The following is a 23,198-nucleotide window of genomic DNA, read 5'->3' as shown; positions in this document are numbered from 1 at the left end:
CCCAAAACCTTATGAGTTTTGGGCTTTTGCATTATGATTTTCGTTTTTTGAATTTTCCATTTTGTTCAAGGCTTGTTGCTCCGTCATAGTGAATGGACTGGTCGCGATCTGATTCGACTCTGCCAGAAGCTTTGAGTTTTTTTTCCTGTCTGTCTTTTCCCATGATCATACTCCTTATTGTGAGGTGGATTGTTTAAAAAAAGCGCTCGGGCTCCATACTGGGAGTATGGAGGAAGCAAAATGGAACAATTTTATTACCATTGGTCAATGTGGTTTCTATGGGTCCTGACGACCTTTATTTTTGAAAAGACGAAAAGGCGATTTGCCGTCTCTGTCTTTATTTTGACTAATATGATTCTAAGCATACATGACATCACTTTATATTTTTCCCTAAATACTGCTTATATGATGTTTTTTTTCTGCGGGTGTGTCTATGCAGGGTATTTGAGAATGTATCGTTTTCGTTATCTCATGGTCTATCTGATGCTTATTGCCGGGTATGCGTTTGTTTATCTTTTTGCATTATATGATCCAGTTTGGTTTATCATAAAACCTGAGTGGGCTGCCGTAATATTACTAGTGCTTTTGACAGCTTCGGTTGAAAGGGAGTTCCCGAAACAGCTTACATTATTTGTGCTAGGGATGTGCCAAGGCGAACTGGTGTATTCGTTTGTGATTCAGAAGCTGGCCGGGGCTTTGGCTGTCGGTGGCTTTCAATGGCTGAATACGTGTTCCGCGGGTATTATATTGCTGTTTGGCATATCGAAATACGAACAGCTGGCAAGCCAGATTGGTCAAAAGAGCAAAAGATCAAACAAAGGAGCTACCAAAATGTCATGAGTGATTACATTTATCCAATTATTGCTGGGGTCATTGCCGGGGTCGCGACACGGCTTTATATGCTGAAAACGGATTACCGCCAGTATCCGACCTATGTTCATGGGAAAGTCATTCACATTGCGCTAGGGCTGATTGCGGCTGGTTTAGGGGCCATTATTATGCCGGCGCTTTTGCAGGAGGAATTTACGGCTATCACGTTTTTAACATTGGCAGCGACGCAATTTAGAGATGTTCGAAACATGGAGCGTAACACACTGACGCAAATGGATTCGTATGAACTTGTCTCAAGGGGAAGCACATATATTGAGGGAATTGCGATTGCGTTTGAAAGCAGAAATTATATCGTGATCTTTACAGCTCTTTTGACAACCTCTGCGTATGTGCTTTTATCCATTTGGGCTGCGGTCATAGCGGCTATTGTTTGTTTCTTGCTGGCAATGAAATTTATGTCGGGCAGTGTGTTGAAGGATATTGTAGATATCGAGTACATAAAGCCGTACTTTGACGGTCCGGGACTGTTTGTTGATAATATTTATATGATGAATATTGGGCTTCCGGAAAAACAGGAGCTGATTTTAAAGCACGGCATGGGATTTATTTTAACGCCAAAAAACTTTAATTCAGCAGCGACGATTGCCAACTTAGGGCAGCGCCAGGCCATTTTATTTGATGTTTCGAATGTACTCGGGGTTTATCGGGATTCGGGCGAGCCGTCTCTCACTCCAATTGCAAAACGCGATTTAAATGACGGGAGAGTGGCAGTTTTTGTTCTTCCGCAAATTAACCACCCCGAAACAGCTGTTCAGATTATCAGCAATGTTCCAACTTTGGAAAACGCGATCAGAATGCCGACGGAATTTATCAAGAACCAGAATAAGGTGATAGAATGAGCGAATCTCTTACGAAAATGATTTTGTCTGTGATTACGACGAACCGAAACCGGGCTGCGGGGGGAGCTCCTGTCTTTTTTTGCAATGACAAAAAGGAGATGGAGCTTTTCGCTAAAAATCTTGAGGCGATCCTTGATGGAATAGCGCACAGAATTGGAGATGACGTGTATTTGATCGTAAAACATTTTTAAGAATAGTTGTGATCCCAGTAAAAACTGATATAATAAATGAGTTAAGCCCTTCCTCTGAAGGGTTTCTTTTCATAAAAGTGAATGAATTGATTTTAATAACCGGTTGAAAATTTATGTAAAAATGAAAGCGGCTGGATCGAAAGGAAGGGTACTATGGGTAAACCTGTCGTAGCCATTGTCGGGAGACCAAATGTAGGAAAATCCACAATCTTTAACCGGATTGCGGGAGAAAGAATTTCAATAGTAGAAGATACCCCTGGTGTGACAAGGGATCGGATATACAGCTCGGCTGAGTGGCTGAATTATGATTTTAATTTAATTGATACTGGCGGTATTGATATCGGTGATGAGCCGTTCTTAGCGCAGATTCGCCAGCAGGCTGAAATCGCCATGGATGAAGCGGATGTCATTATCTTTATGGTGAACGGCCGTGAAGGCGTGACTGCTGCTGATGAAGAAGTAGCGAAAATTTTGTACCGCACGAAAAAGCCAGTTGTTTTGGCAGTTAATAAACTGGATAACACAGAAATGAGAGCGGATATTTACGATTTTTATTCGCTTGGCTTTGGCGAGCCGTATCCAATTTCGGGAACACACGGACTCGGATTAGGTGATTTGCTGGATGCCGTTGCAGAGCATTTTAAAAACATTCCTGAAACGAAATACGATGAAGAAGTGGTTCAATTCTGCCTGATCGGACGCCCGAACGTCGGAAAGTCCTCGCTAGTGAACGCGATGCTCGGCGAAGAGCGCGTCATTGTGAGCAACGTGGCAGGAACGACACGAGATGCTGTTGATACGGCATTTACGTACAACCAGCAGGAGTTTGTCATTGTTGATACTGCCGGCATGCGAAAAAAAGGAAAAGTCTATGAAACGACTGAAAAGTACAGTGTACTGCGGGCGCTGAAAGCAATCGACCGCTCAGAAGTCGTTGCGGTTGTGCTGGACGGCGAAGAAGGCATTATTGAACAGGATAAGCGCATCGCCGGTTATGCACACGAAGCGGGCAAAGCTGTCGTGATCGTCGTAAACAAATGGGATGCTGTTGACAAAGATGAAAGCACGATGAAAGAATTTGAAGAAAATATCCGTGACCATTTTCAATTTCTTAATTATGCGCCAATCTTATTCATGTCAGCCTTAACGAAAAAACGGATTCATACGCTGATGCCTGCGATTATCAAAGCGAGTGAAAATCATTCACTGCGGGTTCAAACGAATGTCTTAAATGATGTCATCATGGACGCTGTGGCAATGAACCCGACGCCGACTCATAACGGTTCTCGTTTGAAGATTTATTATGCGACTCAAGTGGCGGTAAAACCGCCGAGTTTCGTTGTGTTTGTAAACGATCCGGAATTAATGCATTTCTCGTACGAACGCTTTTTAGAAAACCGAATCAGAGACGCGTTCGATTTTGAAGGGACACCAATCAAAATATTTGCGAGAGCTAGAAAATAAAAAGGTGTGAAGCAAATATGAAAAAAGTCACTATGCTCGGAGCGGGAAGCTGGGGGACGGCACTGGCTTTAGTGTTAGCCGATAATCATCACAATGTAACCATGTGGGGGCACCGTGCAGATCTGATTGATCAAATCAATGATCAGCATGAAAATAAGGATTATTTGCCGAACGTCAAGTTGCCGGAATCAATAGAGGCTACAACGGATATCGAGAAAGCTGTTTCGAACGCAGATTTCATTATTGTTGCGATTCCGACAAAAGCGATTCGGGAAGTGCTGAGACAGGCTGTGCCTTTTATCACGAAAAAGGCAGTCTTTGTTCATGTCAGCAAGGGAATAGAGCCTGATTCGCTCCTTCGCATTTCTGAGATTATGGAAGACGAGCTCCCAAGCGATGTCAGAAAAGATGTTGTTGTCCTTTCCGGCCCGAGCCATGCGGAAGAAGTGGGGCTGCGCCATCCGACGACCGTTACTTCATCTTCAAAAAGCATGCGGGCAGCAGAAGAGGTGCAGGATTTATTTATTAATCACAATTTCCGGGTGTACACAAACCCTGACATTATCGGAGTTGAAATCGGCGGGGCATTAAAAAATATCATTGCACTTGCCGCAGGAATTACAGACGGTTTAGGGTATGGCGACAATGCCAAAGCTGCTTTGATTACACGCGGACTTGCCGAAATCGCGAGACTCGGAACGAAAATGGGCGGGAATCCCCTGACGTTTTCTGGATTGACAGGAGTGGGCGATCTGATTGTGACATGCACAAGTGTTCATTCTAGAAACTGGCGTGCCGGCAATTTGCTCGGAAAAGGGTATAAGCTGAAAGACGTGCTTGAAGAGATGGGAATGGTAGTCGAAGGCGTCCGTACGACAAAAGCGGCTTACCAGCTTTCGGAGAAATATGATGTGAAAATGCCGATTACAGAAGCACTCCATCAAGTTCTATTTAACGGACAAAAAGTGGAAACTGCTGTTGAATCTTTAATGGCGAGAGGGAAAACCCACGAGATGGAGGATCTGGTAAATACGTTTGAAAATCAAGTGAAGTAAAAGTGTCAATTGTATTGACGGCCGCATATCTTAATTGAACGAAAGCCCGAAAAACAGTAGAACACCCAAGTCTTGGGATCTCCTGAAACATTTTGCTGATTTAGGCAATAGAGGATGCATCTGTATGCCAAGTCGCATACTATAGCATCGAAGTCCAAGAGAGTGTTTCTTAAACGTGCAGGTGAATATAGTCAATTTGACTGAAGCGAAGGTCCCCCTCTTTGCTTCAGTTTTTTATTCTATCAAAGGATGGAAAATCTGGTTGATCTTTACCGGCGCTGTATATTAAAATGAAATATAACGCTTACATCATACATATTAGGGAGGCGCAGGTCATTGAGTCTGGCATTGATGAAAATGTGGTTTGCACTGGGGTCCATGGGTCTGATGTTTCTGGCTGTAGCGTCCATCTATTTAAGCCGGTTTAAGTTTCGGAATCGTTTTCTGAAGATTGCGGTTTCATCGTTTGCTTACATGTGTATGCTCATATCGGGAATTATTGTGTTTGTCGTGGTATTCAGCGGTCCTGTCAATGAATAAAGCTGTAAAAGGAAGTGCTGTATGGGTAAACTGAAGTGCGCTATGATTTTTGCGGCAGTCGTGTTTTTATCAGGCTGTTTATATCCAAATGAGCGGAAAAGCAGTGTACATGCCATTCCTTATCAGGACCAGTTAGAGCAGGTCCAGTCTGCTGTTGATGAATTCCAAAAGGCAAATGGAGGACTGCTTCCCATTCAAACAAAAGATATGTCGACACCGCTGTATCAAAAATATCCGATAGACTTTAACCGTTTAGCGCCGAGGTATATGGCCGAACCTCCAAGCACGGCATATGAAAGCGGAGGAGACTATCAATACGTGCTTGTTGACGTAGAGAACGATCCGACTGTTAAATTGATTGATCTAAAGATGGCTGAAAAAATCCGCGATGTGAAATTGCGTGTCCAAATGTACCGCCAGGAGCATCAATATCCGCCTTATCAGGATGTGCTGTCACGTGATTTATTTACTCTCGATGAGAAGAAGCTGGGGGTTGGAAGCTCTCTTACAGTGACAAGCCCAATCTCAGGGAATTCCTTGCCGCTTATGATTGACGGAGACGGAGAAATATATGCCGATTACCGGACTGAGTTGGCTTCTTGGCTCAAAAAAAGCAAAAAAACGTTTAAGCCCGGATCTGAAATTCAGGATATGATTTGGCAAGAAACGCCTTTCGTCCCGGCGTTTTCTGTGAAATATACGGTAAATGACAAACAGGAACCTGTTTTTTTAGAAAATGATATGAAAAAGGAATGAACCTTTCTCCCTTGCATACAAATAGGGAGAAAGGTTTTTTTATACTTTAATAGATTGAGGATGGGAAATTTTCTAAAGATGTCATATTGAAATAGGACAACGTCATACACATATAGTGTCCTGTGTTTGATTGAAAGAGCTTAATAAAATTGATAAGGATAGGAAGTCCGGGAGGGATTCACTTGGAAAAGGTCGATATTTTCAAGGATATCGCTGAACGAACAGGAGGCGATATATACTTAGGAGTCGTAGGTGCTGTCCGTACAGGAAAATCCACGTTCATTAAAAAATTCATGGAGCTTGTGGTGCTCCCGAATATCGGTAACGAAGCAGACCGGGCCCGTGCGCAGGATGAGTTGCCGCAGAGCGCGGCCGGCAAAACGATTATGACTACAGAGCCTAAATTTGTTCCGAATCAGGCGATGTCTGTTCACGTGTCAGACGGACTCGATGTCAATATAAGATTAGTAGATTGTGTAGGCTACACAGTACCCGGCGCTAAAGGATATGAAGATGAAAACGGGCCGCGGATGATTAACACGCCTTGGTACGAAGAACCGATCCCATTTCATGAGGCTGCTGAAATTGGCACGCGAAAAGTCATTCAAGAACACTCGACCATCGGAGTTGTCATTACAACAGACGGCACCATTGGTGATATCGCCAGAAGTGACTATATAGAGGCTGAAGAAAGAGTCATTGAAGAGCTGAAAGAGGTTGGCAAACCCTTTATTATGGTCATCAACTCAGTCAGGCCGTATCATCCGGAAACAGAAGCCATGCGCCAGGATTTAAGCGAAAAATATGATATCCCGGTTTTGGCAATGAGCGTGGAAAGCATGCGGGAATCAGATGTACTGAGTGTGCTCAGAGAAGCCCTCTACGAGTTTCCGGTGCTTGAGGTAAATGTCAACCTCCCAAGCTGGGTAATGGTGCTAAAAGAAAACCATTGGCTGCGTGAAAGCTACCAGGAATCCGTGAAGGAAACTGTTAAGGATATTAAGCGGCTTCGGGACGTAGACAGGGTTGTCGGCCAATTCAGCGAGTTTGAATTTATTGAAAGTGCCGGATTAGCCGGAATTGAGCTGGGTCAAGGGGTCGCAGAAATCGATTTGTACGCGCCGGACCACTTATATGATCAAATCTTGAAAGAAGTGGTGGGTGTTGAAATCAGAGGAAGAGACCATCTGCTTGAACTCATGCAAGACTTTGCCCATGCGAAAACAGAATATGATCAAGTGTCTGATGCCTTAAAAATGGTCAAACAGACGGGATACGGCATTGCAGCGCCTGCTTTAACTGATATGAGTCTCGATGAGCCGGAAATTATAAGGCAGGGCTCACGATTCGGTGTGAGGCTAAAAGCTGTCGCACCATCGATCCATATGATCAAAGTAGACGTCGAAAGCGAATTCGCGCCGATTATCGGAACGGAAAAACAAAGCGAAGAGCTTGTACGCTATTTAATGCAGGACTTTGAGGATGATCCGCTCTCCATCTGGAACTCCGATATCTTCGGAAGATCACTGAGCTCAATTGTGAGAGAAGGGATTCAGGCAAAGCTGTCATTAATGCCTGAAAACGCGCGGTATAAATTAAAAGAAACGTTAGAAAGAATTATAAACGAAGGCTCTGGCGGCTTAATCGCCATCATCCTGTAATACCGGAAGACCTCTTTATAGAATGGGAGGTCTTTTTTCTTTGCTCTTAATAATGGAAAAGGATCAAAGAATAGGATGAAAAAAGCAAAAAAAGGAATATTTGTTCGGTAAATCACGTTAAATCCTTGACGAGCAAGGGATTGACGCTTTAAAATGCTTGATATGGCTTTTTATATGTGTTACTCTACATACAGAAATTCTTCACTTTGTTGGACAAACATTCCTCAGAGTGCAGTTTTTCTTAAAAAGCCGTTTAATTGTCTTTCTCTTGCCTGCTCTGATTTTTTTCTGGGCCAGGTTTAGAATCAGACTGAACTGTGAAGAAATGATAATAAACGAACTGAATGTATTCCTTTTGGGAGGAGGTGAAAGGCATGAACAAAACAGAACTTATCAATGCGGTTGCAGAAGCAAGCGAATTGTCTAAAAAAGACGCTACAAAAGCAGTTGACTCTGTTTTTGATACGATCTTAGATGCACTTAAAAACGGTGATAAAATTCAACTGATCGGTTTTGGTAACTTCGAGGTGCGTGAACGTTCTGCACGTAAAGGACGCAACCCTCAAACAGGTGAAGAAATCGAAATTCCAGCGAGCAAAGTACCTGCTTTCAAACCAGGTAAAGCGCTTAAAGACGCAGTTGCCGGAAAATAATTGTGAATATAGATCGTGTATGCATCTAGCTTACATACACTTTATTTCTTCACAGAAAAGCCCCTTTCCAAGGGGCTTTTCATATTTCAAGGGCATGGGTTTCCTGACAGGGCATTCACTTTGCTTTTAGCGGGGCATGTGTGCTAGAATCGAAATTAAATGTATTCATTGGTGGAGGACATAGAACATGAAAGAAGTTAATAAAGAGCAAATCGAACAAGCTGTTCGTCAAATTTTAGAAGCGATCGGAGAAGACCCGAACAGAGAAGGACTTCTTGATACTCCGAAAAGAGTCGCAAAGATGTACGCCGAAGTATTCTCCGGCTTGAATGAAGACCCAAAAGAACATTTCCAGACTATCTTCGGTGAAAACCATGAGGAGCTTGTTCTTGTAAAAGATATCGCGTTTCATTCTATGTGTGAGCATCACCTTGTTCCCTTTTATGGAAAAGCACACGTTGCATATATACCGCGAGGCGGAAAGGTCACAGGGCTCAGTAAATTGGCGCGTGCCGTTGAAGCCGTTGCAAAGCGTCCGCAGCTTCAGGAGCGCATCACATCTACAATTGCGGAAAGCATCGTAGAAACGCTTGACCCGTACGGCGTCATGGTAGTGGTTGAAGCAGAACACATGTGCATGACGATGCGCGGTGTGAGAAAACCGGGTGCAAAAACCGTCACTTCAGCAGTCAGAGGCATTTTCAAAGATGATGCAGCTGCCCGTGCCGAAGTATTGGAACATATAAAACGCCAGGACTAATAAAGATAGAGGGTGCTAGAAATGAACGAAAAGCATTCAAGTGATTTTGTCATCATTAAAGCGGTTGAAGACGGAGTGAATGTGATCGGCCTGACAAGAGGAACCGATACAAAGTTTCACCATTCCGAAAAACTCGACAAGGGAGAAGTAATCATCGCTCAGTTTACAGAGCATACTTCGGCCATTAAAATCAGAGGAGAGGCACTCATTCAAACCGCATACGGAGAAATGAAAAGCGAAAAAAAATAAGCTGGCTGTCCCCGCTGTTAAAAGCAAATGCTCGCAAACAGCGGGAGGATACAGCCAATTTCTTTTTTTTATGCTATAATGATACATGCGTAAGTGAATGAAAAGATAAAACTCATACATAGATTAAGAAATAAATGTGAATTTGGGGACAAGGGTGATATTTTTGCAAGACATCTACGGAACTTTAGCCAATCTGAACACAAAATTAAAACAAAAGCTGTCTCATCCTTATTTAGCGAAGCATATTTCTGCGCCGAAAATTGATGAGGATAAGCTTCTTCTTTTTCATGCTTTATTTGAAGAAGCCGACATAAAAAACAATGACAGAGAAAATTATATTGTAACAGCGATGCTTGTACAAAGCGCCCTTGATACCCATGATGAAGTGACGACAGCCAGAGTCATAAAACGAGACGAAAACAAAAACCGCCAATTGACTGTTCTCGCAGGCGATTATTTCAGCGGGCTGTACTACTCTTTACTATCTGAAATGAAGGATATCTACATGATTCGGACGCTTGCTACAGCTATCAAAGAAATCAATGAACACAAAATTCGGCTATATGACCGTTCTTTCAAGGATGAACACGATTTTTTCGAAAGTGTCGGCATCGTTGAGTCGGCTTTATTCCAGCGGGTGGCGGAACACTTCAACCTCCCGCGCTGGAAAAAGCTGTCGAGTGATTTTTTTGTATTTAAGCGGCTTATGAACGGGAATGATACATTTCTGGATGTGATCGGCAGTTTTATACAGCTGGGAAAAACAAAAGAAGAGATATTAGAAGATTGTTTTAAAAAAGCGAAAAACAGCATTGAGTCACTTCTGCCTCTAAATTCACCTATTCAGCATATTTTATTAAACCGCCTGAAGACAATCAGCCAAGATCAAACCTATCATCAGAAAGTGGAAGAAGGGTAAACCATTATGCAGGACTCAAAAGAACAGCGCGTACACGGAGTATTTGAAAAAATATATAAAAACTACGATCAAATGAACTCTGTCATCAGTTTTCAGCAGCATAAAAAATGGCGCGACAAAACGATGCGCATCATGAATGTAAAAGAAGGCGCCAAGGCACTTGATGTCTGCTGCGGAACGGCTGACTGGACGATTGCTCTTGCAAAAGCAGCCGGTAAAAGCGGTGAGATCAAGGGCTTGGACTTCAGTGAAAATATGCTGAGTGTCGGCCAGCAGAAAGTAAAAGAAGGCGGATTCAGCCAAATTGAACTGCTGCACGGAAATGCGATGGAGCTTCCCTTTGATGATGATACATTTGATTATGTGACCATTGGCTTCGGACTGCGCAATGTCCCTGATTACTTGACCGTACTGAAAGAGATGAGACGTGTGGTGAAGCCGGGCGGCCAGGTGGTATGTCTGGAAACGTCCCAGCCGGAAACGTTCGGATTCAGACAGGCTTACTTTATGTACTTTAAGTATATTATGCCGTTTTTCGGGAAATTGTTTGCGAAGAGCTATAAAGAATATTCTTGGCTTCAAGAATCAGCCAGAGAATTCCCTGGAATGAAAGAACTGGCGGGCCTGTTTGAAGAGGCGGGCTTGAAAAATGTCAAATATCATTCGTTTACTGGCGGAGTCGCTGCCACGCATATCGGATGGAAATGAAAACACAGATGTTTGGGTGAATGATATGAAATTTAAAATGGCCTACTCTTTTTTAAATGACGATATTGATGTAATTGAAAGAGAACTTGAACAAACCGTACGTTCCGATTACCCGCTTTTAAGCGAGGCGGGTCTTCATCTGCTGCAGGCGGGAGGGAAGCGTATTCGCCCTGTTTTCGTGCTGCTTTCCGGCATGTTTGGCGATTATGACATTAATAAGATTAAATATGTCGCCGTCACTTTGGAAATGATTCACATGGCATCTTTGGTTCATGATGATGTCATTGACGATGCGGAGCTTCGCAGAGGGAAGCCGACAATCAAAGCAAAGTGGGACAATCGCATTGCGATGTACACAGGTGATTATATGCTTGCGGGATCTCTTGAAATGATGACGAGAATTAACGAACCGAAAGCCCATAGGATTTTGTCGCAGACGATTGTTGAAGTTTGTCTTGGGGAAATCGAGCAGATCAAAGACAAATACAACATGGAACAAAACCTCAGAACATATCTCCGCCGAATCAAAAGAAAAACGGCGCTCCTTATCGCGGTCAGCTGCCAGCTCGGTGCCATTGCGTCCGGCGCTGATGAAAAGATTCATAAGGCGCTGTACTGGTTTGGGTATTACGTCGGCATGTCTTATCAAATCATTGATGATATTCTTGATTTTACTTCAACGGAAGAAGAGCTGGGCAAACCTGTTGGAGGAGATTTACTTCAAGGAAATGTTACATTGCCAGTGCTGTATGCCCTGAAAAATCCAGCATTAAAAAATCAGCTTAAATTGATTAACACCGAGACAACGCAGGAACAGCTCGAGCCGATCATTGAAGAAATGAAAAAAACAGATGCGATTGAAACATCTATGGCAGTAAGCGAAATGTATCTGCAGAAAGCTTTCCAGAAATTAAACACGCTTCCGAGAGGGCGTGCACGTTCGTCTCTTGCGGCCATCGCAAAATATATCGGAAAAAGAAAATTTTAATTTTGTAGATATTGAGAAATTTCTCCGCCCCGGATTGATTAATTGTCAGAAAGATGTTACGATTTCGGTGTGCAGTGTGAAAGCCTATACATACATAATGATGGGGTGGAGAATGTGATGGAAAAGACTTTTATTATGGTGAAACCAGACGGTGTCCAACGTCAGCTCATTGGTGATATTTTGTCGAGATTCGAACGTAAGGGCTTACAATTATCTGGTGCCAAGTTAATGAGAGTGACTGAACAAATAGCTGAGAAACACTACGCCGAACATCAAGGGAAGCCTTTCTTCGGAGAGCTCGTTGAGTTTATTACTTCAGGACCTGTATTCGCAATGGTTTGGGAAGGCGAAAATGTCATTGAAGTGACACGACAGCTGATCGGAAAGACAAATCCTAAAGAAGCTTTGCCTGGCACAATTCGTGGAGATTATGGCATGTTTGTCGGAAAAAACATCATCCACGGCTCTGATTCTCTCGAAAGTGCTGAACGCGAGATTAACATTTTCTTTAAGAATGAAGAATTAGTATCATATCAACAGCTCATGGCAGGCTGGATCTATTAATCATTATGAAAATAAGTAGCAGGGCCGGCACTATGTAATGACGCCGGTTTTCGTTTTCTTTTGTAAAGGTTTACATTAAGTAAATAATGGGTTAATGGCAATGTTTATCAGATTCCTGCCTTCCCAATGACCTAAAATCAGCTGAAAAGCTGATTTTTTTATTGAAACAATACAATTTTCTGAGAAAACAAGCTATACTAGGACAAAAAGACAGCGAGACTGGGAGAGTAGAGATGGATACATACAGCTTATTTATAACAAAATGGAAACAATTAACCGGTGTTGATTTAACTTTATATAAAGAAGCACAAATGAAGAGAAGGCTGACGTCGCTTTATGAGAAAAAGGGGTTTCAAAGCTTTAAGGATTTTGCGGCGGCCTTGGAAAAGGATCAAGCGCTCTTAAATGAAACACTGGACAGAATGACGATTAATGTTTCAGAATTTTATCGTAATTATAAAAGATGGGAAGTGCTTGAGACTGCTATTCTGCCGTTAATCAAGCATTCTAAGCCTTTAAAGATATGGAGTGCCGCCTGCTCAACGGGTGAGGAGCCTTATACGCTTGCCATGCTTTTGAATCAGCAAAAAGGTCTTCCCGGCTTTCAGATTCTGGCGACTGATATTGATGAAAAAGCATTGGAGAAAGCGAAAAAAGGCGTGTATCAGGAGCGGTCTTTACAGGAAGTGCCGACATCTGTGAAGGATCGTTATTTTACTCAGCATGCAAATAGAAGTTATGAAGTAAAACCGGAAATCAAAAACAATATTACATTCAAAAAGCACAATCTGCTGGCGGACCGCTATGAACAAGAATTTGACTTAATCGTGTGCCGCAATGTATTGATTTATTTTACAGAAAGCGCAAAGGAAGAGCTTTATTCAAAAATGGCACAGAGCCTGAAAAAGAATGGGATTCTTTTTGTCGGCAGCACCGAGCAAATCTTCAATCCTGAGAAATTCGGCCTAGTTTCAGCTGATACATTCTTTTATCAAAAAAGATAGACTGACTTTTTGCTGAAAAATATGTTATAGTAGTTTTACTTAAAAGCGTTAATGCGATGAAGGGAGAAGAAGTCATGAGATATTTAACAGCCGGAGAATCACACGGCCCCCAACTGACGACCATTATTGAAGGTGTGCCTGCCGGGCTTTACATAACGGAGGAAGATATCAATTTTGAGCTTGCCAGACGCCAAAAAGGCCACGGCCGCGGCCGCCGCATGCAGATTGAAAAAGACCAGGCCAAAATTATGAGCGGGGTGCGCCATGCCCGCACGCTCGGTTCACCAATTGCTCTCGCAGTAGAAAACAACGACTGGAAACATTGGACTAAAATCATGGGTCCGGAGCCGATTACAGAGGATGAAGAAAAGGAAATGAAGCGTCAAATTTCCAGACCGAGACCGGGTCACGCTGACTTAAACGGTGCGATTAAATATAATCATCGCGATATGAGAAATGTGCTGGAGCGCTCTTCAGCAAGGGAAACAACTGTCAGAGTGGCGGCAGGAGCTGTCGCTAAAAAGATTCTTTCTGAGCTGGGCATTAAGGTGGCGGGCCATGTATTGCAAATTGGCGCAGTTAAAGCTGAGAAAACAGAATATACGTCAATTGATGACCTGCAGCGTGTCACGGAGGAGTCTCCGGTCAGATGCTACGATGAAGAAGCAGGCAACAAAATGATGGCTGCCATTGATGAAGCGAAGGCAAACGGCGATTCCATCGGCGGAATTGTAGAAGTCATTGTCGAGGGAATGCCAGTAGGCGTGGGCAGCTATGTCCATTATGACCGCAAGCTGGACAGCAAGCTTGCTGCTGCTGTACTGTCAATTAACGCATTTAAAGGGGTTGAATTCGGCATCGGATTTGAGGCGGCCGGCAGAAATGGAAGCGAAGTTCATGATGAGATCATTTGGGACGAGGAAAAGGGATATACTCGCGCTACAAACAGACTTGGAGGACTGGAAGGCGGCATGACAACAGGAATGCCGATTGTTGTCCGCGGGGTCATGAAGCCGATTCCGACTTTGTATAAACCGCTGAAAAGCGTGGATATCGAAACAAAAGAACCATTTTCCGCCAGCATTGAACGTTCAGACAGCTGTGCAGTGCCTGCGGCAAGTGTAGTAGCTGAAGCCGCTGTCGCATGGGAAATTGCGAACGCAGTCGTTGAACAATTCGGCTTAGATCAAATAGACCGCATTAGAGAAAATGTGGAGAATATGAGAAAACTGTCGAGGGAATTTTAATGAGAACACTGCATGTTCAAACCGCTTCCTCGTCGTATCCTGTTTTTATCGGACAAGGCATCAGAAAAGAGGTTTGTGAACTATTAACCTCTTTAAACAGGCCTTTAACACGGATTATGCTTGTCACTGATGAAGAGGTGGATCGCCTGTATGGTGATGAAATGCTTCATTTGCTGGAAGAAAAATGGCCTGTGAAAAAAGTGACGGTGCCGAGCGGAGAGCAGGCGAAATCTATGGACATGTACACAAAACTGCAAAGTGAAGCGATTCGTTTTCATATGGATCGCTCCTCATGCATCATCGCATTCGGTGGCGGTGTTGTAGGAGATCTTGCCGGTTTTGTGGCCGCTACTTTTATGCGCGGCATTGATTTCATTCAAATGCCTACGACGCTTTTAGCGCATGACAGCGCCGTCGGAGGAAAAGTGGCCGTGAATCATTCGCTCGGAAAAAATCTAATCGGTGCGTTTTATCAGCCGAAAGCCGTGCTCTACGATACAGACTTCCTTCGTTCTCTGTCCGAAAAGGAGCTTCGATCTGGGATGGCAGAAGTGATTAAACACGCTTTTATCTATGACAAAGCGTTTCTGGAAGAGCTGCTGAATATCCATTCATTGCACGATATTACAAGTGATCAGCTGAATGATATGATTTTTAAAGGCATTTCAATTAAAGCGTCTGTTGTTCAGCAGGATGAAAAAGAAGAGGGGATAAGAGCTTACTTAAACTTCGGACATACGCTCGGCCATGCCGTTGAGGCGGAATATGGCTACGGGCAGATCACTCACGGTGATGCCGTAGCCCTCGGGATGCAGTTTGCTTTATATTTAAGCGAAAAGACAGCGGGCTGTGAAATGGACAGAAAACGTTTGGTCAGCTGGCTAAAAAGCTTGGGGTATCCAAGTCGAATCAAAAAAGAGGCGGAATCTTCAGTTCTTTTAGATCGTATGATGAATGATAAGAAAACCCGCGGCGGGATGATTCAGTTTATCGTGCTCAACGAATTAGGAAAAGTTGCTGATCGCACATTTTCCAAAAATGAACTAGAGAGCTGGCTGAACAAATGGCGATTGGAGGTAACATCATGATGATTCGCGGAATTCGCGGAGCAACTACAGTTGGACGGGATACTGAAGAAGAAATTTTACAAAAAACAAAACAGCTGTTAGAGAAAATCATAGAAGAAAACAAAACAAAGCCCGAAGATGTTGTTCAAATGCTTCTTTCGGCGACACCTGATTTGCACTCCGTTTTTCCGGCAAAAGCTGTTCGTGAGCTTTCAGGCTGGCAGTATGTGCCGGTAACATGTATGCAGGAAATGGATGTGGCCGGCGGTCTGAAAAAGTGCATAAGAGTCATGATGACCGTCCAGACAGATGTTCCTCAGGATCAGATCAGACATGTATATTTAGAAAAAGCCGTCGTATTAAGACCCGATTTATCATTGACAAAAAATACTGAATTGTAATACGATAGGAACAGCTTAGAAATACACAAGAGCGTGTATAAAGCGATTAAATGAGTTGAGTCAGAGAATAGGGTAGCAGAGAATGAGTTTAGTTGAGCTGAGACATGTATGTTTATTCTACCCAAAAGAAGCCTTTCTTTTGGGTTTATTTGTTATATCGTTTTATCCCCTCATGCCATCTTCTCATTCTCCTTGCCAAAAGGAGTGAGAGTAATGAATTTCCAATCAAACATATCTGCATTTTTAGAGGACAGCTTGTCCTGCCACACCATACCGATTGTGGAGACCTTCACAGTCGATACGCTGACACCCATTCAAATGATAGAGAAGCTCGACAGGGAGATTACATATCTTCTTGAAAGCAAAGATGAAACATCCAATTGGTCAAGATATTCGTTTATCGGCCTGAATCCATTTCTCACGCTAAAAGAAGAGCAGAGCCGTTTTACAGCTGTTGCTCAGGACGGCAGATCTCTGTACACAGGAAACGAACTAAAAGAAGTGCTGAACTGGATGAATACCACCTACAAAATCAAAACGCCGGAGCTGGGTATTCCTTTTGTAGGCGGAGCTGTCGGATACCTAAGCTATGATATGATCCCGCTGATTGAGCCTTCTGTTTCTCCGCACACAAAGGAAACGGGATTGGAAAAGTGTATGCTCTTTGTTTGCCGGACCATAATTGCGTATGATCATGAAACCAAAAATGTCCACTTTATCCAATATGCGAGACTCAATGGGCAAGAAACAGAAAACGAAAAAATCGATGTGTTTCATCAACATCATCAGGAGCTCCAAGATCTCATTGAAAAAATGATGAATCAAAAAAACATAAAAGAGCTGTTTCTATCTGCTGATTCATATCAGACACCCAGCTTTGAAACCGTGTCTTCTAATTATGAAAAATCGGCTTTTATGGCTGATGTAGAGAAAATCAAAGAATATATAAAAGCGGGCGATATCTTCCAAGGCGTTTTGTCACAGAAATTTGAGATTCCGATAAAAGCAGAGGCCTTTGAATTATACCGAGTGCTTAGGATCGTCAATCCTTCTCCGTATATGTATTATATGAAACTCCAAGACAGAGAAATAGTCGGCAGCTCTCCAGAACGGTTAATCCACGTTCAGGACGGGCACTTGGAAATCCATCCGATTGCCGGAACGAGAAAACGAGGCGCAGACAAAGAGGAAGATGAAAAACTCAAAGCTGAGCTGATGAAGGATGATAAAGAAAAAGCGGAGCACTACATGCTCGTTGATCTTGCCCGAAACGATGTCGGCAGAGTAGCAGAATACGGATCTGTTTCTGTGCCGGAGTTCACCAAAATTGTCTCCTTTTCGCATGTTATGCACATTATCTCAGTTGTTACAGGCCGCTTGAAAGAAGGTGTTCATCCTGTCGATGCACTGATGTCCGCTTTCCCGGCGGGAACTTTAACAGGCGCTCCAAAAATCCGTGCCATGCAGCTTTTGCAAGAGCTTGAGCCCACGCCGAGAGAGACATACGGCGGCTGTATCGCCTACATCGGATTTGACGGGAATATCGATTCTTGTATTACGATTCGCACGATGAGTGTAAAGAACGGTGTTGCATCGATACAGGCAGGAGCTGGTATTGTTGCGGATTCTGTTCCGGAATCCGAATATGAAGAAAGCTGCAATAAAGCGGGTGCGCTGCTGAAAACGATTCATATTGCAGAAGACATGTTCCATAGCAAGGAGGATAAAGCTCATGAACAAATTTCTACAATTGTGCGTTGACGGAAAAACACTTACTGTCGGTGAGGCTGAAGCACTGATGAATATGATGATGACAGCGGAAATGGCTCCTTCTGAAATGGGCGGTATATTGTCTATTCTTGCCCATCGGGGAGAAACGCCAGCAGAGCTTACAGGTTTTGTGAATGCGATGCGGGCGCGCGCTCTTACAGTCGATGGACTTCCTGATGTAGTTGATACATGCGGTACCGGAGGAGATGGTGTTTCCACTTTTAATATCTCAACAGCATCGGCAATTGTTGCCTCTGCAGCCGGTGCGAAAATTGCTAAGCACGGCAATCGCTCTGTCTCTTCTAAAAGCGGAAGCGCTGATGTACTAGAGGAGTTAGAGGTTCCGATTCAAACTACTCCCGAGAAGGTTAAAAGCAGCATTGAAACGAACAATATGGGTTTTCTCTTTGCCCCGCTTTATCATTCGTCTATGAAACATGTAGCCGGTACAAGAAAAGAACTAGGTTTTAGAACGGTATTTAATCTGCTCGGACCGCTCAGCAATCCTTTACAGGCGAAGCGTCAGGTGATCGGAGTCTATTCCGCTGAAAAAGCGGGACTAATGGCAAGCGCGCTGGAGCCGTTTCAGCCGAAGCACGTCCTGTTCGTAGCAAGCCGTGACGGTTTAGATGAGCTTTCCATTACAGCACCGACTGATGTAATTGAATTAAAGGACGGGGAGCGCCGGGAATATACCGTATCACCCGAAGAATTCGGTTTCACAAATGGCAGACTTGAAGATTTACAGGTGCAGTCACCGAAAGAGAGTGCCTGTCTCATTCAGAATATTTTTGAAAATAAAAGCAGCAGTTCCGCTGTATCTATTACTGCTTTTAATGCAGGGGCTGCGATATACACGGCGGGGATTACCGCCTCATTGAAGGAAGGAACCGAGCTAGCGTTAGAGACGATTACAAGCGGAGGCGCAGCCGCGCAGCTCGAACGACTAAAGCAGAAAGAGGAAGAGATCTATGCTTGAAAACATCATCAAACAAAAGAAAGAAGAAGTAAAAACACTGGTCCTGCCGGAAGAGCAGCCTTTCGAAAAACGTTCATTTAAAGAGGCGCTGGCAAGCCCGAATCGGTTTATCGGGTTGATTGCCGAAGTGAAGAAAGCTTCGCCGTCTAAGGGGCTTATTAAAAAGGATTTTGTCCCTGAGCGGATTGCAAAAGACTATCAAACTGCGATGGCAGATGCGCTTTCCGTTTTAACTGACACCCCGTTTTTTCAAGGGGAAAACATCTATTTATCAGACGTGAAGCGTGCTGTTTCAATACCTGTACTTAGAAAAGATTTTATTATTGATTCTCTACAAGTGGAGGAATCAAAAAGAATCGGAGCGGATGCCATATTGTTAATCGGTGAGGTGCTTGATCCTTTCCAACTTCACGAACTGTATCTGGAAGCAGGTGAAAAGCAGCTGGACGTGTTAGTGGAGGTTCATGATGCATCAACGCTTGAACAAATATTGAAAGTGTTCACACCTGATATTCTCGGCATCAACAATCGAAACTTAAAAACATTTGAAACCTCTATAAAACAGACAGAACAAATCGCATCTCTAGTTCCGAAAGAATCACTGCTAGTCAGCGAAAGCGGGATCGGTTCTTTAGAACACTTAACATTCGTCAAAGAACAAGGGGCACGAGCTGTGCTTATCGGTGAATCATTGATGAGACAAACATCACAGCAAAAAGCAATCTATGCTTTGTTTGGGGAGTGAGGATGTGAAGAAGCCGGCATTAAAATATTGCGGCATACGGTCATTGCAGGATTTGCAGTTTGCAGCGGACTCACAGGCTGATTATCTGGGCTTTATTTTTGCTGAAAGCAAACGAAAAGTATCTCCGCAAGATGTGAAAAAGTGGCTGAGTCAAGTTCGTGTCGAAAAACAGGTTGCAGGGGTTTTTGTTAATGAATCGATAGAGATGATGTCACGCATTGCCGAAGACTTGAATCTCGACGTCATTCAGCTTCACGGTGATGAGGAACCTGAGGATGCCGAGGCGCTTCGCATGCTGACAGATTGTGAAATATGGAAGGCGCTTCACCATCATGAGAACACAACTCAAGAAATAGCCCGCTTTAAAGGTGATGTGGACGGCTTTGTGATTGATTCATCTGTCAAAGGGGCAAGAGGCGGCACTGGTGTTGCTTTTTCGTGGGATTGTGTGCCGGAATACCAGCAGGCGGATATAGGCAAACGCTGTTTTATCGCAGGCGGCGTGAATCCTGATACCATCACAGACCTATTGAAATATCATCCGGCAGGAATTGACCTAGCCAGCGGAATCGAAAAAAACGGGCAAAAAGATCAGAATCTGATGAGGCTTTTAGAAGAAAGGATGAATCAATATGTATCCATATCCAAATGAAATAGGCAGATACGGCGATTTTGGCGGAAAGTTTGTTCCGGAAACACTGATGCAGCCGTTAAAAGAAATTGAAACCGCATTTAAAGAAATCAAGGATGATCCTGTTTTTCAAAATGAATATTACAAGCTGTTAAATGACTATTCCGGTAGGCCGACTGCGCTCACATTCGCTGATCGAGTTACTGAGTATTTAGGCGGTGCGAAAATTTATTTGAAACGAGAAGATTTGAACCATACAGGGTCTCATAAAATCAATAATGCGTTAGGTCAAGCGCTGCTCGCTAAGAAAATGGGAAAAACGAAAATCATTGCAGAAACCGGCGCTGGTCAACACGGTGTTGCCGCAGCGACAGTCGCAGCTAAATTCGGCTTTTCCTGCACTGTGTTTATGGGCGAGGAGGATGTTGCCCGCCAGTCTCTGAACGTTTTCCGCATGAAGCTGCTTGGAGCGGAAGTTGTGCCTGTAACAAGCGGAAACGGCACATTGAAGGATGCCACAAATGAGGCGATTCGGTACTGGGTTCAACATTGCGAGGATCATTTTTACATGATTGGATCAGTTGTCGGACCGCACCCTTATCCGCAAGTGGTTCGTGAATTTCAAAAAATGATCGGAGAAGAAGCGAAGGATCAGCTGAAACGCATTGAAGGCGCTCTGCCTGATAAAGTAGTGGCGTGTGTAGGCGGAGGAAGCAATGCGATGGGCATGTTTCAGTCGTTTTTAGATGAAGACGTTGAACTGATCGGTGCTGAAGCAGCCGGAAAAGGAATTGATACTCCTCTTCATGCCGCTACTATCTCGAAAGGAACCGTAGGCGTTATTCACGGTTCATTGACTTATCTCATTCAAGATGAGTTCGGGCAAATTATTGAGCCTTACTCCATTTCAGCAGGACTCGACTACCCTGGAATCGGTCCGGAGCACGCTTATTTGCATAAGAGCGGCCGTGTCACTTATGGCAGTATCACAGACGAAGAAGCGGTGGATGCATTAAAACTCTTATCAGAAAAAGAAGGAATTTTGCCGGCGATTGAATCTGCCCATGCGTTAGCGAAAGCATTCAAACTCGCCAAAGAAATGGATCGCAATCAAATCATTCTTGTCTGTTTATCAGGACGGGGAGATAAGGATGTCAACACATTAATGAATATATTGGAAGAAGAGGTGAGAGCGCATGTTTAAATTAAACCTTCAAGCGCCAGAAAAATTGTTTATCCCGTTTATTACAGCGGGTGATCCATTGCCTGAGGTTTCGATTGAACTGGCGAAGTCTCTCCAAAAAGCAGGTGCCACGGCATTGGAGCTTGGTGTTCCATACTCAGACCCGCTTGCAGACGGTCCGGTGATCCAGAGAGCTTCAAAGCGGGCGCTTGATCATGGAATGAATATCGTAAAGGCAATCGAATTAGGCGGAAAAATGAAAAAAAACGGAGTGAATATTCCGATTATCCTCTTTACGTATTATAATCCTGTGTTACAATTGAACAAAGAATACTTTTTCGCTTTACTGCGGGAAAATCATATTGACGGTCTGCTTGTTCCGGATCTGCCATTAGAAGAAAGCGCCAGCCTCCAAGCGGAATGCAAAAATCATGAGGTGACGTATATTTCTTTGGTTGCGCCGACAAGCGAAAGCCGTTTGAAAACCATTATTGAACAAGCCGAGGGCTTCGTCTACTGTGTATCTTCTCTAGGTGTGACCGGTGTCCGCAATGAGTTCAATTCATCCGTCTATCCGTTCATCCGGGCAGTGAAGGATCTCAGTACTGTTCCGGTTGCTGTAGGATTCGGTATTTCAAACCGCGAACAGGTTATAAAGATGAATAAAATTTGTGACGGTGTCGTAGTGGGAAGTGCGCTCGTCAGAAAAATAGAAGAACTAAAGGACCGGCTCATCAGCGCTGAAACGAGAGATCAAGCGCTGCAGGAGTTTGAAGATTACGCAACGGCGTTTGGCGGCTTGTACAGTTTAAAGAGGTGACTGGATTTGCGTATCAAAGAACATTTAAAACAGCTGAAGCCTTATCAGCCTGGTAAGCCGATTGAAGCAGTGAAATCAGAATATGGCTTGGATAAAGTCGTGAAGCTAGCTTCAAACGAGAACCCTTACGGCTGTTCAGAAGCGGCAAAAGAGGCGCTTCATCATGAGATTCAACAGCTTGCCCTTTACCCCGATGGGTATAGCGCCGCTTTGCGGACAAGGCTCAGTGAGCACCTCAATGTCAGCGAAACATCGCTTATTTTCGGCAACGGTTCAGATGAAATCATTCAGATCATCTGCCGGGCATTTTTAAACGAGAAAACCAACACGATAACTGCTGCACCGACTTTTCCGCAATATAAACACAATGCGGTCATTGAAGGTGCTGAAGTTCGTGAAATCGCACTTCGTCCTGACGGCTCACATGATGTAGACGCCATGCTTGAAGCGATTGACGAACAGACACAAGTGGTTTGGATATGCAGCCCGAATAACCCGACTGGCACTTATACATCAGAAGGGGAATTACTCGCATTTCTGGAGCGCGTGCCTTCTCGTGTCCTCGTTGTGCTTGACGAAGCATATTATGAATATGTAACAGCAGAGGATTACCCGGAAACCGTGCCGCTCTTAAGCAACTATTCCAATCTAATGATATTGCGCACATTTTCAAAGGCTTACGGCCTGGCAGCGCTCAGAGTCGGATACGGAATTGCTGACGAGAATTTGATTCGCCAGATTGAGCCGGCAAGAGAGCCTTTTAACACGAGCCGTCTAGGTCAGGCTGCGGCGATCGCAGCGCTTGATGACCAAGCGTTTATTGCGTCCTGTGTCGAGCAAAATAAAGCAGGCCTTCAGCAATATTATGATTTTGCTCAGACTCATGGTTTAAAGTGCTACCCTTCAGAAACAAATTTTGTGTTAATAGACTTTAACCGTCCTTCCGATGAACTGTTTCAGGCTCTCCTGGAAAAAGGCTATATTGTCCGGTCAGGAAATGCATTAGGTTTCCCGACATCACTCCGGATAACGATCGGAACAAAAGAGCAAAATGAAGAAATCCTTGCAATTTTAGCTGAAATTTTATAAGAGGTGATTAAATATCACCTCTTT

Annotated in this window: 27 protein-coding genes; 26 read left to right on the top strand and 1 reads right to left on the bottom strand. The window is 43.8% G+C overall.

Going from position 1 to position 23,198, the window contains the following annotated elements:
• Window positions 1–31 precede the first annotated feature (31 nt).
• Window positions 32–163, bottom strand: coding sequence for a YpzI family protein (locus ACY3LV_RS05650; protein ID WP_010334754.1), 132 nt, complete (start codon window positions 161–163; stop codon window positions 32–34).
• 77 nt (window positions 164–240) lie between these two features.
• On the opposite strand from ACY3LV_RS05650, the gene ACY3LV_RS05645 reads away from it, so the two are divergent.
• The 26 genes from ACY3LV_RS05645 to hisC all read left to right on the top strand — a co-directional run bounded on the left by ACY3LV_RS05645 (window position 241) and on the right by hisC (window position 23,174).
• Entirely contained in the window at window positions 241–840 is a 600-nt protein-coding gene (locus ACY3LV_RS05645) for a YphA family membrane protein (RefSeq protein ID WP_464863506.1), read from the top strand.
• The gene (locus ACY3LV_RS05640; RefSeq protein WP_148961469.1) at window positions 837–1,730 is read left to right on the top strand and encodes a YIEGIA family protein; all 894 of its coding nucleotides are present in this window, start codon (window positions 837–839) and stop codon (window positions 1,728–1,730) included. Before ACY3LV_RS05645 ends, ACY3LV_RS05640 begins: the two co-directional genes overlap by 4 nt.
• Entirely contained in the window at window positions 1,727–1,921 is a 195-nt protein-coding gene (locus ACY3LV_RS05635) for a capping complex subunit for YIEGIA (protein WP_087990551.1), read from the top strand. The genes ACY3LV_RS05640 and ACY3LV_RS05635 overlap by 4 nt, the downstream gene beginning before the upstream one ends.
• A gap of 153 nt (window positions 1,922–2,074) precedes the next feature.
• Window positions 2,075–3,385, top strand: coding sequence for a ribosome biogenesis GTPase Der (der, locus tag ACY3LV_RS05630; RefSeq protein ID WP_148961470.1), 1,311 nt, complete (start codon window positions 2,075–2,077; stop codon window positions 3,383–3,385).
• Between the two features lie 17 nt (window positions 3,386–3,402).
• A complete protein-coding gene (locus tag ACY3LV_RS05625) occupies window positions 3,403–4,440 on the top strand; it encodes an NAD(P)H-dependent glycerol-3-phosphate dehydrogenase (RefSeq protein WP_464863505.1) in 1,038 nt (345 codons plus the stop codon).
• A gap of 336 nt (window positions 4,441–4,776) precedes the next feature.
• Window positions 4,777–4,980, top strand: coding sequence for a DUF2768 domain-containing protein (locus ACY3LV_RS05620; RefSeq protein ID WP_087990548.1), 204 nt, complete (start codon window positions 4,777–4,779; stop codon window positions 4,978–4,980).
• 21 nt (window positions 4,981–5,001) lie between these two features.
• On the top strand, window positions 5,002–5,736 hold the full coding sequence (locus ACY3LV_RS05615) for a hypothetical protein (RefSeq protein WP_087990547.1): 735 nt from the start codon (window positions 5,002–5,004) through the stop codon (window positions 5,734–5,736).
• 182 nt (window positions 5,737–5,918) lie between these two features.
• The gene (gene spoIVA, locus ACY3LV_RS05610; protein ID WP_087990546.1) at window positions 5,919–7,397 is read left to right on the top strand and encodes a stage IV sporulation protein A; all 1,479 of its coding nucleotides are present in this window, start codon (window positions 5,919–5,921) and stop codon (window positions 7,395–7,397) included.
• Window positions 7,398–7,771: 374 nt separating this feature from the next.
• Window positions 7,772–8,050 carry a non-specific DNA-binding protein Hbs gene (gene hbs / locus ACY3LV_RS05605; RefSeq protein ID WP_003153447.1) on the top strand — a complete coding sequence of 93 codons (279 nt, stop codon included), beginning with the start codon at window positions 7,772–7,774 and terminating at the stop codon, window positions 8,048–8,050.
• A 187-nt stretch (window positions 8,051–8,237) separates the two neighbouring features.
• Window positions 8,238–8,810, top strand: coding sequence for a GTP cyclohydrolase I FolE (gene folE, locus ACY3LV_RS05600; protein WP_087990545.1), 573 nt, complete (start codon window positions 8,238–8,240; stop codon window positions 8,808–8,810).
• Window positions 8,811–8,831: 21 nt separating this feature from the next.
• On the top strand, window positions 8,832–9,059 hold the full coding sequence (gene mtrB / locus ACY3LV_RS05595) for a trp RNA-binding attenuation protein MtrB (RefSeq protein ID WP_087990544.1): 228 nt from the start codon (window positions 8,832–8,834) through the stop codon (window positions 9,057–9,059).
• A 163-nt stretch (window positions 9,060–9,222) separates the two neighbouring features.
• Window positions 9,223–9,978, top strand: coding sequence for a heptaprenyl diphosphate synthase component 1 (hepS, locus tag ACY3LV_RS05590; RefSeq protein ID WP_148961473.1), 756 nt, complete (start codon window positions 9,223–9,225; stop codon window positions 9,976–9,978).
• Between the two features lie 6 nt (window positions 9,979–9,984).
• Window positions 9,985–10,686 carry a demethylmenaquinone methyltransferase gene (menG, locus tag ACY3LV_RS05585; protein WP_148961474.1) on the top strand — a complete coding sequence of 234 codons (702 nt, stop codon included), beginning with the start codon at window positions 9,985–9,987 and terminating at the stop codon, window positions 10,684–10,686.
• Window positions 10,687–10,711: 25 nt separating this feature from the next.
• Window positions 10,712–11,674, top strand: coding sequence for a heptaprenyl diphosphate synthase component II (gene hepT, locus ACY3LV_RS05580; protein WP_464863581.1), 963 nt, complete (start codon window positions 10,712–10,714; stop codon window positions 11,672–11,674).
• 114 nt (window positions 11,675–11,788) lie between these two features.
• Complete coding sequence (gene ndk / locus ACY3LV_RS05575) at window positions 11,789–12,238, top strand: nucleoside-diphosphate kinase (protein ID WP_087990540.1); 450 nt, start codon at window positions 11,789–11,791, stop codon at window positions 12,236–12,238.
• A 233-nt stretch (window positions 12,239–12,471) separates the two neighbouring features.
• Window positions 12,472–13,242, top strand: coding sequence for a protein-glutamate O-methyltransferase (locus ACY3LV_RS05570; RefSeq protein ID WP_333516922.1), 771 nt, complete (start codon window positions 12,472–12,474; stop codon window positions 13,240–13,242).
• A gap of 74 nt (window positions 13,243–13,316) precedes the next feature.
• Window positions 13,317–14,489 (top strand): chorismate synthase, encoded by a 1,173-nt coding sequence (gene aroC / locus ACY3LV_RS05565; protein WP_148961477.1) that lies wholly within the window; start codon window positions 13,317–13,319, stop codon window positions 14,487–14,489.
• On the top strand, window positions 14,489–15,577 hold the full coding sequence (gene aroB, locus ACY3LV_RS05560) for a 3-dehydroquinate synthase (protein WP_333561908.1): 1,089 nt from the start codon (window positions 14,489–14,491) through the stop codon (window positions 15,575–15,577). The genes aroC and aroB overlap by 1 nt, the downstream gene beginning before the upstream one ends.
• On the top strand, window positions 15,574–15,957 hold the full coding sequence (gene aroH / locus ACY3LV_RS05555; protein WP_087990536.1) for a chorismate mutase: 384 nt from the start codon (window positions 15,574–15,576) through the stop codon (window positions 15,955–15,957). The genes aroB and aroH overlap by 4 nt, the downstream gene beginning before the upstream one ends.
• A gap of 213 nt (window positions 15,958–16,170) precedes the next feature.
• A complete protein-coding gene (trpE, locus tag ACY3LV_RS05550; protein ID WP_333561909.1) occupies window positions 16,171–17,718 on the top strand; it encodes an anthranilate synthase component I in 1,548 nt (515 codons plus the stop codon).
• Complete coding sequence (gene trpD / locus ACY3LV_RS05545; protein WP_464863504.1) at window positions 17,690–18,706, top strand: anthranilate phosphoribosyltransferase; 1,017 nt, start codon at window positions 17,690–17,692, stop codon at window positions 18,704–18,706. Before trpE ends, trpD begins: the two co-directional genes overlap by 29 nt.
• Complete coding sequence (gene trpC, locus ACY3LV_RS05540) at window positions 18,699–19,451, top strand: indole-3-glycerol phosphate synthase TrpC (RefSeq protein ID WP_464863503.1); 753 nt, start codon at window positions 18,699–18,701, stop codon at window positions 19,449–19,451. Before trpD ends, trpC begins: the two co-directional genes overlap by 8 nt.
• A 4-nt stretch (window positions 19,452–19,455) precedes the next feature.
• A complete protein-coding gene (locus ACY3LV_RS05535; RefSeq protein WP_464863502.1) occupies window positions 19,456–20,103 on the top strand; it encodes a phosphoribosylanthranilate isomerase in 648 nt (215 codons plus the stop codon).
• A complete protein-coding gene (gene trpB / locus ACY3LV_RS05530; protein ID WP_333561913.1) occupies window positions 20,084–21,286 on the top strand; it encodes a tryptophan synthase subunit beta in 1,203 nt (400 codons plus the stop codon). The genes ACY3LV_RS05535 and trpB overlap by 20 nt, the downstream gene beginning before the upstream one ends.
• Window positions 21,279–22,085: a tryptophan synthase subunit alpha gene (gene trpA / locus ACY3LV_RS05525; protein WP_333516915.1), complete on the top strand. Its 807-nt coding sequence runs from the start codon at window positions 21,279–21,281 to the stop codon at window positions 22,083–22,085. The genes trpB and trpA overlap by 8 nt, the downstream gene beginning before the upstream one ends.
• A 6-nt stretch (window positions 22,086–22,091) precedes the next feature.
• Complete coding sequence (hisC, locus tag ACY3LV_RS05520) at window positions 22,092–23,174, top strand: histidinol-phosphate transaminase (protein WP_148961485.1); 1,083 nt, start codon at window positions 22,092–22,094, stop codon at window positions 23,172–23,174.
• Window positions 23,175–23,198: the final 24 nt, after the last annotated feature.

Source organism: Bacillus sp. 11C, from assembly GCF_055486375.1.
This window is presented reverse-complemented; position numbering and strand designations above follow the sequence as displayed.

Coding starts and splice junctions, on each gene's coding strand:
- ACY3LV_RS05650 (WP_010334754.1), bottom strand. CDS start 163: ATGGGAAAAGACAGACAGGAAAAAAAACTCAAAGCTTCTGGCAGAGTC.
- ACY3LV_RS05645 (WP_464863506.1), top strand. CDS start 241: ATGGAACAATTTTATTACCATTGGTCAATGTGGTTTCTATGGGTCCTG.
- ACY3LV_RS05640 (WP_148961469.1), top strand. CDS start 837: ATGAGTGATTACATTTATCCAATTATTGCTGGGGTCATTGCCGGGGTC.
- ACY3LV_RS05635 (WP_087990551.1), top strand. CDS start 1,727: ATGAGCGAATCTCTTACGAAAATGATTTTGTCTGTGATTACGACGAAC.
- der (WP_148961470.1), top strand. CDS start 2,075: ATGGGTAAACCTGTCGTAGCCATTGTCGGGAGACCAAATGTAGGAAAA.
- ACY3LV_RS05625 (WP_464863505.1), top strand. CDS start 3,403: ATGAAAAAAGTCACTATGCTCGGAGCGGGAAGCTGGGGGACGGCACTG.
- ACY3LV_RS05615 (WP_087990547.1), top strand. CDS start 5,002: ATGGGTAAACTGAAGTGCGCTATGATTTTTGCGGCAGTCGTGTTTTTA.
- hbs (WP_003153447.1), top strand. CDS start 7,772: ATGAACAAAACAGAACTTATCAATGCGGTTGCAGAAGCAAGCGAATTG.
- folE (WP_087990545.1), top strand. CDS start 8,238: ATGAAAGAAGTTAATAAAGAGCAAATCGAACAAGCTGTTCGTCAAATT.
- mtrB (WP_087990544.1), top strand. CDS start 8,832: ATGAACGAAAAGCATTCAAGTGATTTTGTCATCATTAAAGCGGTTGAA.
- menG (WP_148961474.1), top strand. CDS start 9,985: ATGCAGGACTCAAAAGAACAGCGCGTACACGGAGTATTTGAAAAAATA.
- hepT (WP_464863581.1), top strand. CDS start 10,712: ATGAAATTTAAAATGGCCTACTCTTTTTTAAATGACGATATTGATGTA.
- ACY3LV_RS05570 (WP_333516922.1), top strand. CDS start 12,472: ATGGATACATACAGCTTATTTATAACAAAATGGAAACAATTAACCGGT.
- aroC (WP_148961477.1), top strand. CDS start 13,317: ATGAGATATTTAACAGCCGGAGAATCACACGGCCCCCAACTGACGACC.
- aroB (WP_333561908.1), top strand. CDS start 14,489: ATGAGAACACTGCATGTTCAAACCGCTTCCTCGTCGTATCCTGTTTTT.
- aroH (WP_087990536.1), top strand. CDS start 15,574: ATGATGATTCGCGGAATTCGCGGAGCAACTACAGTTGGACGGGATACT.
- trpE (WP_333561909.1), top strand. CDS start 16,171: ATGAATTTCCAATCAAACATATCTGCATTTTTAGAGGACAGCTTGTCC.
- trpD (WP_464863504.1), top strand. CDS start 17,690: ATGAACAAATTTCTACAATTGTGCGTTGACGGAAAAACACTTACTGTC.
- trpC (WP_464863503.1), top strand. CDS start 18,699: ATGCTTGAAAACATCATCAAACAAAAGAAAGAAGAAGTAAAAACACTG.
- trpB (WP_333561913.1), top strand. CDS start 20,084: ATGTATCCATATCCAAATGAAATAGGCAGATACGGCGATTTTGGCGGA.
- trpA (WP_333516915.1), top strand. CDS start 21,279: ATGTTTAAATTAAACCTTCAAGCGCCAGAAAAATTGTTTATCCCGTTT.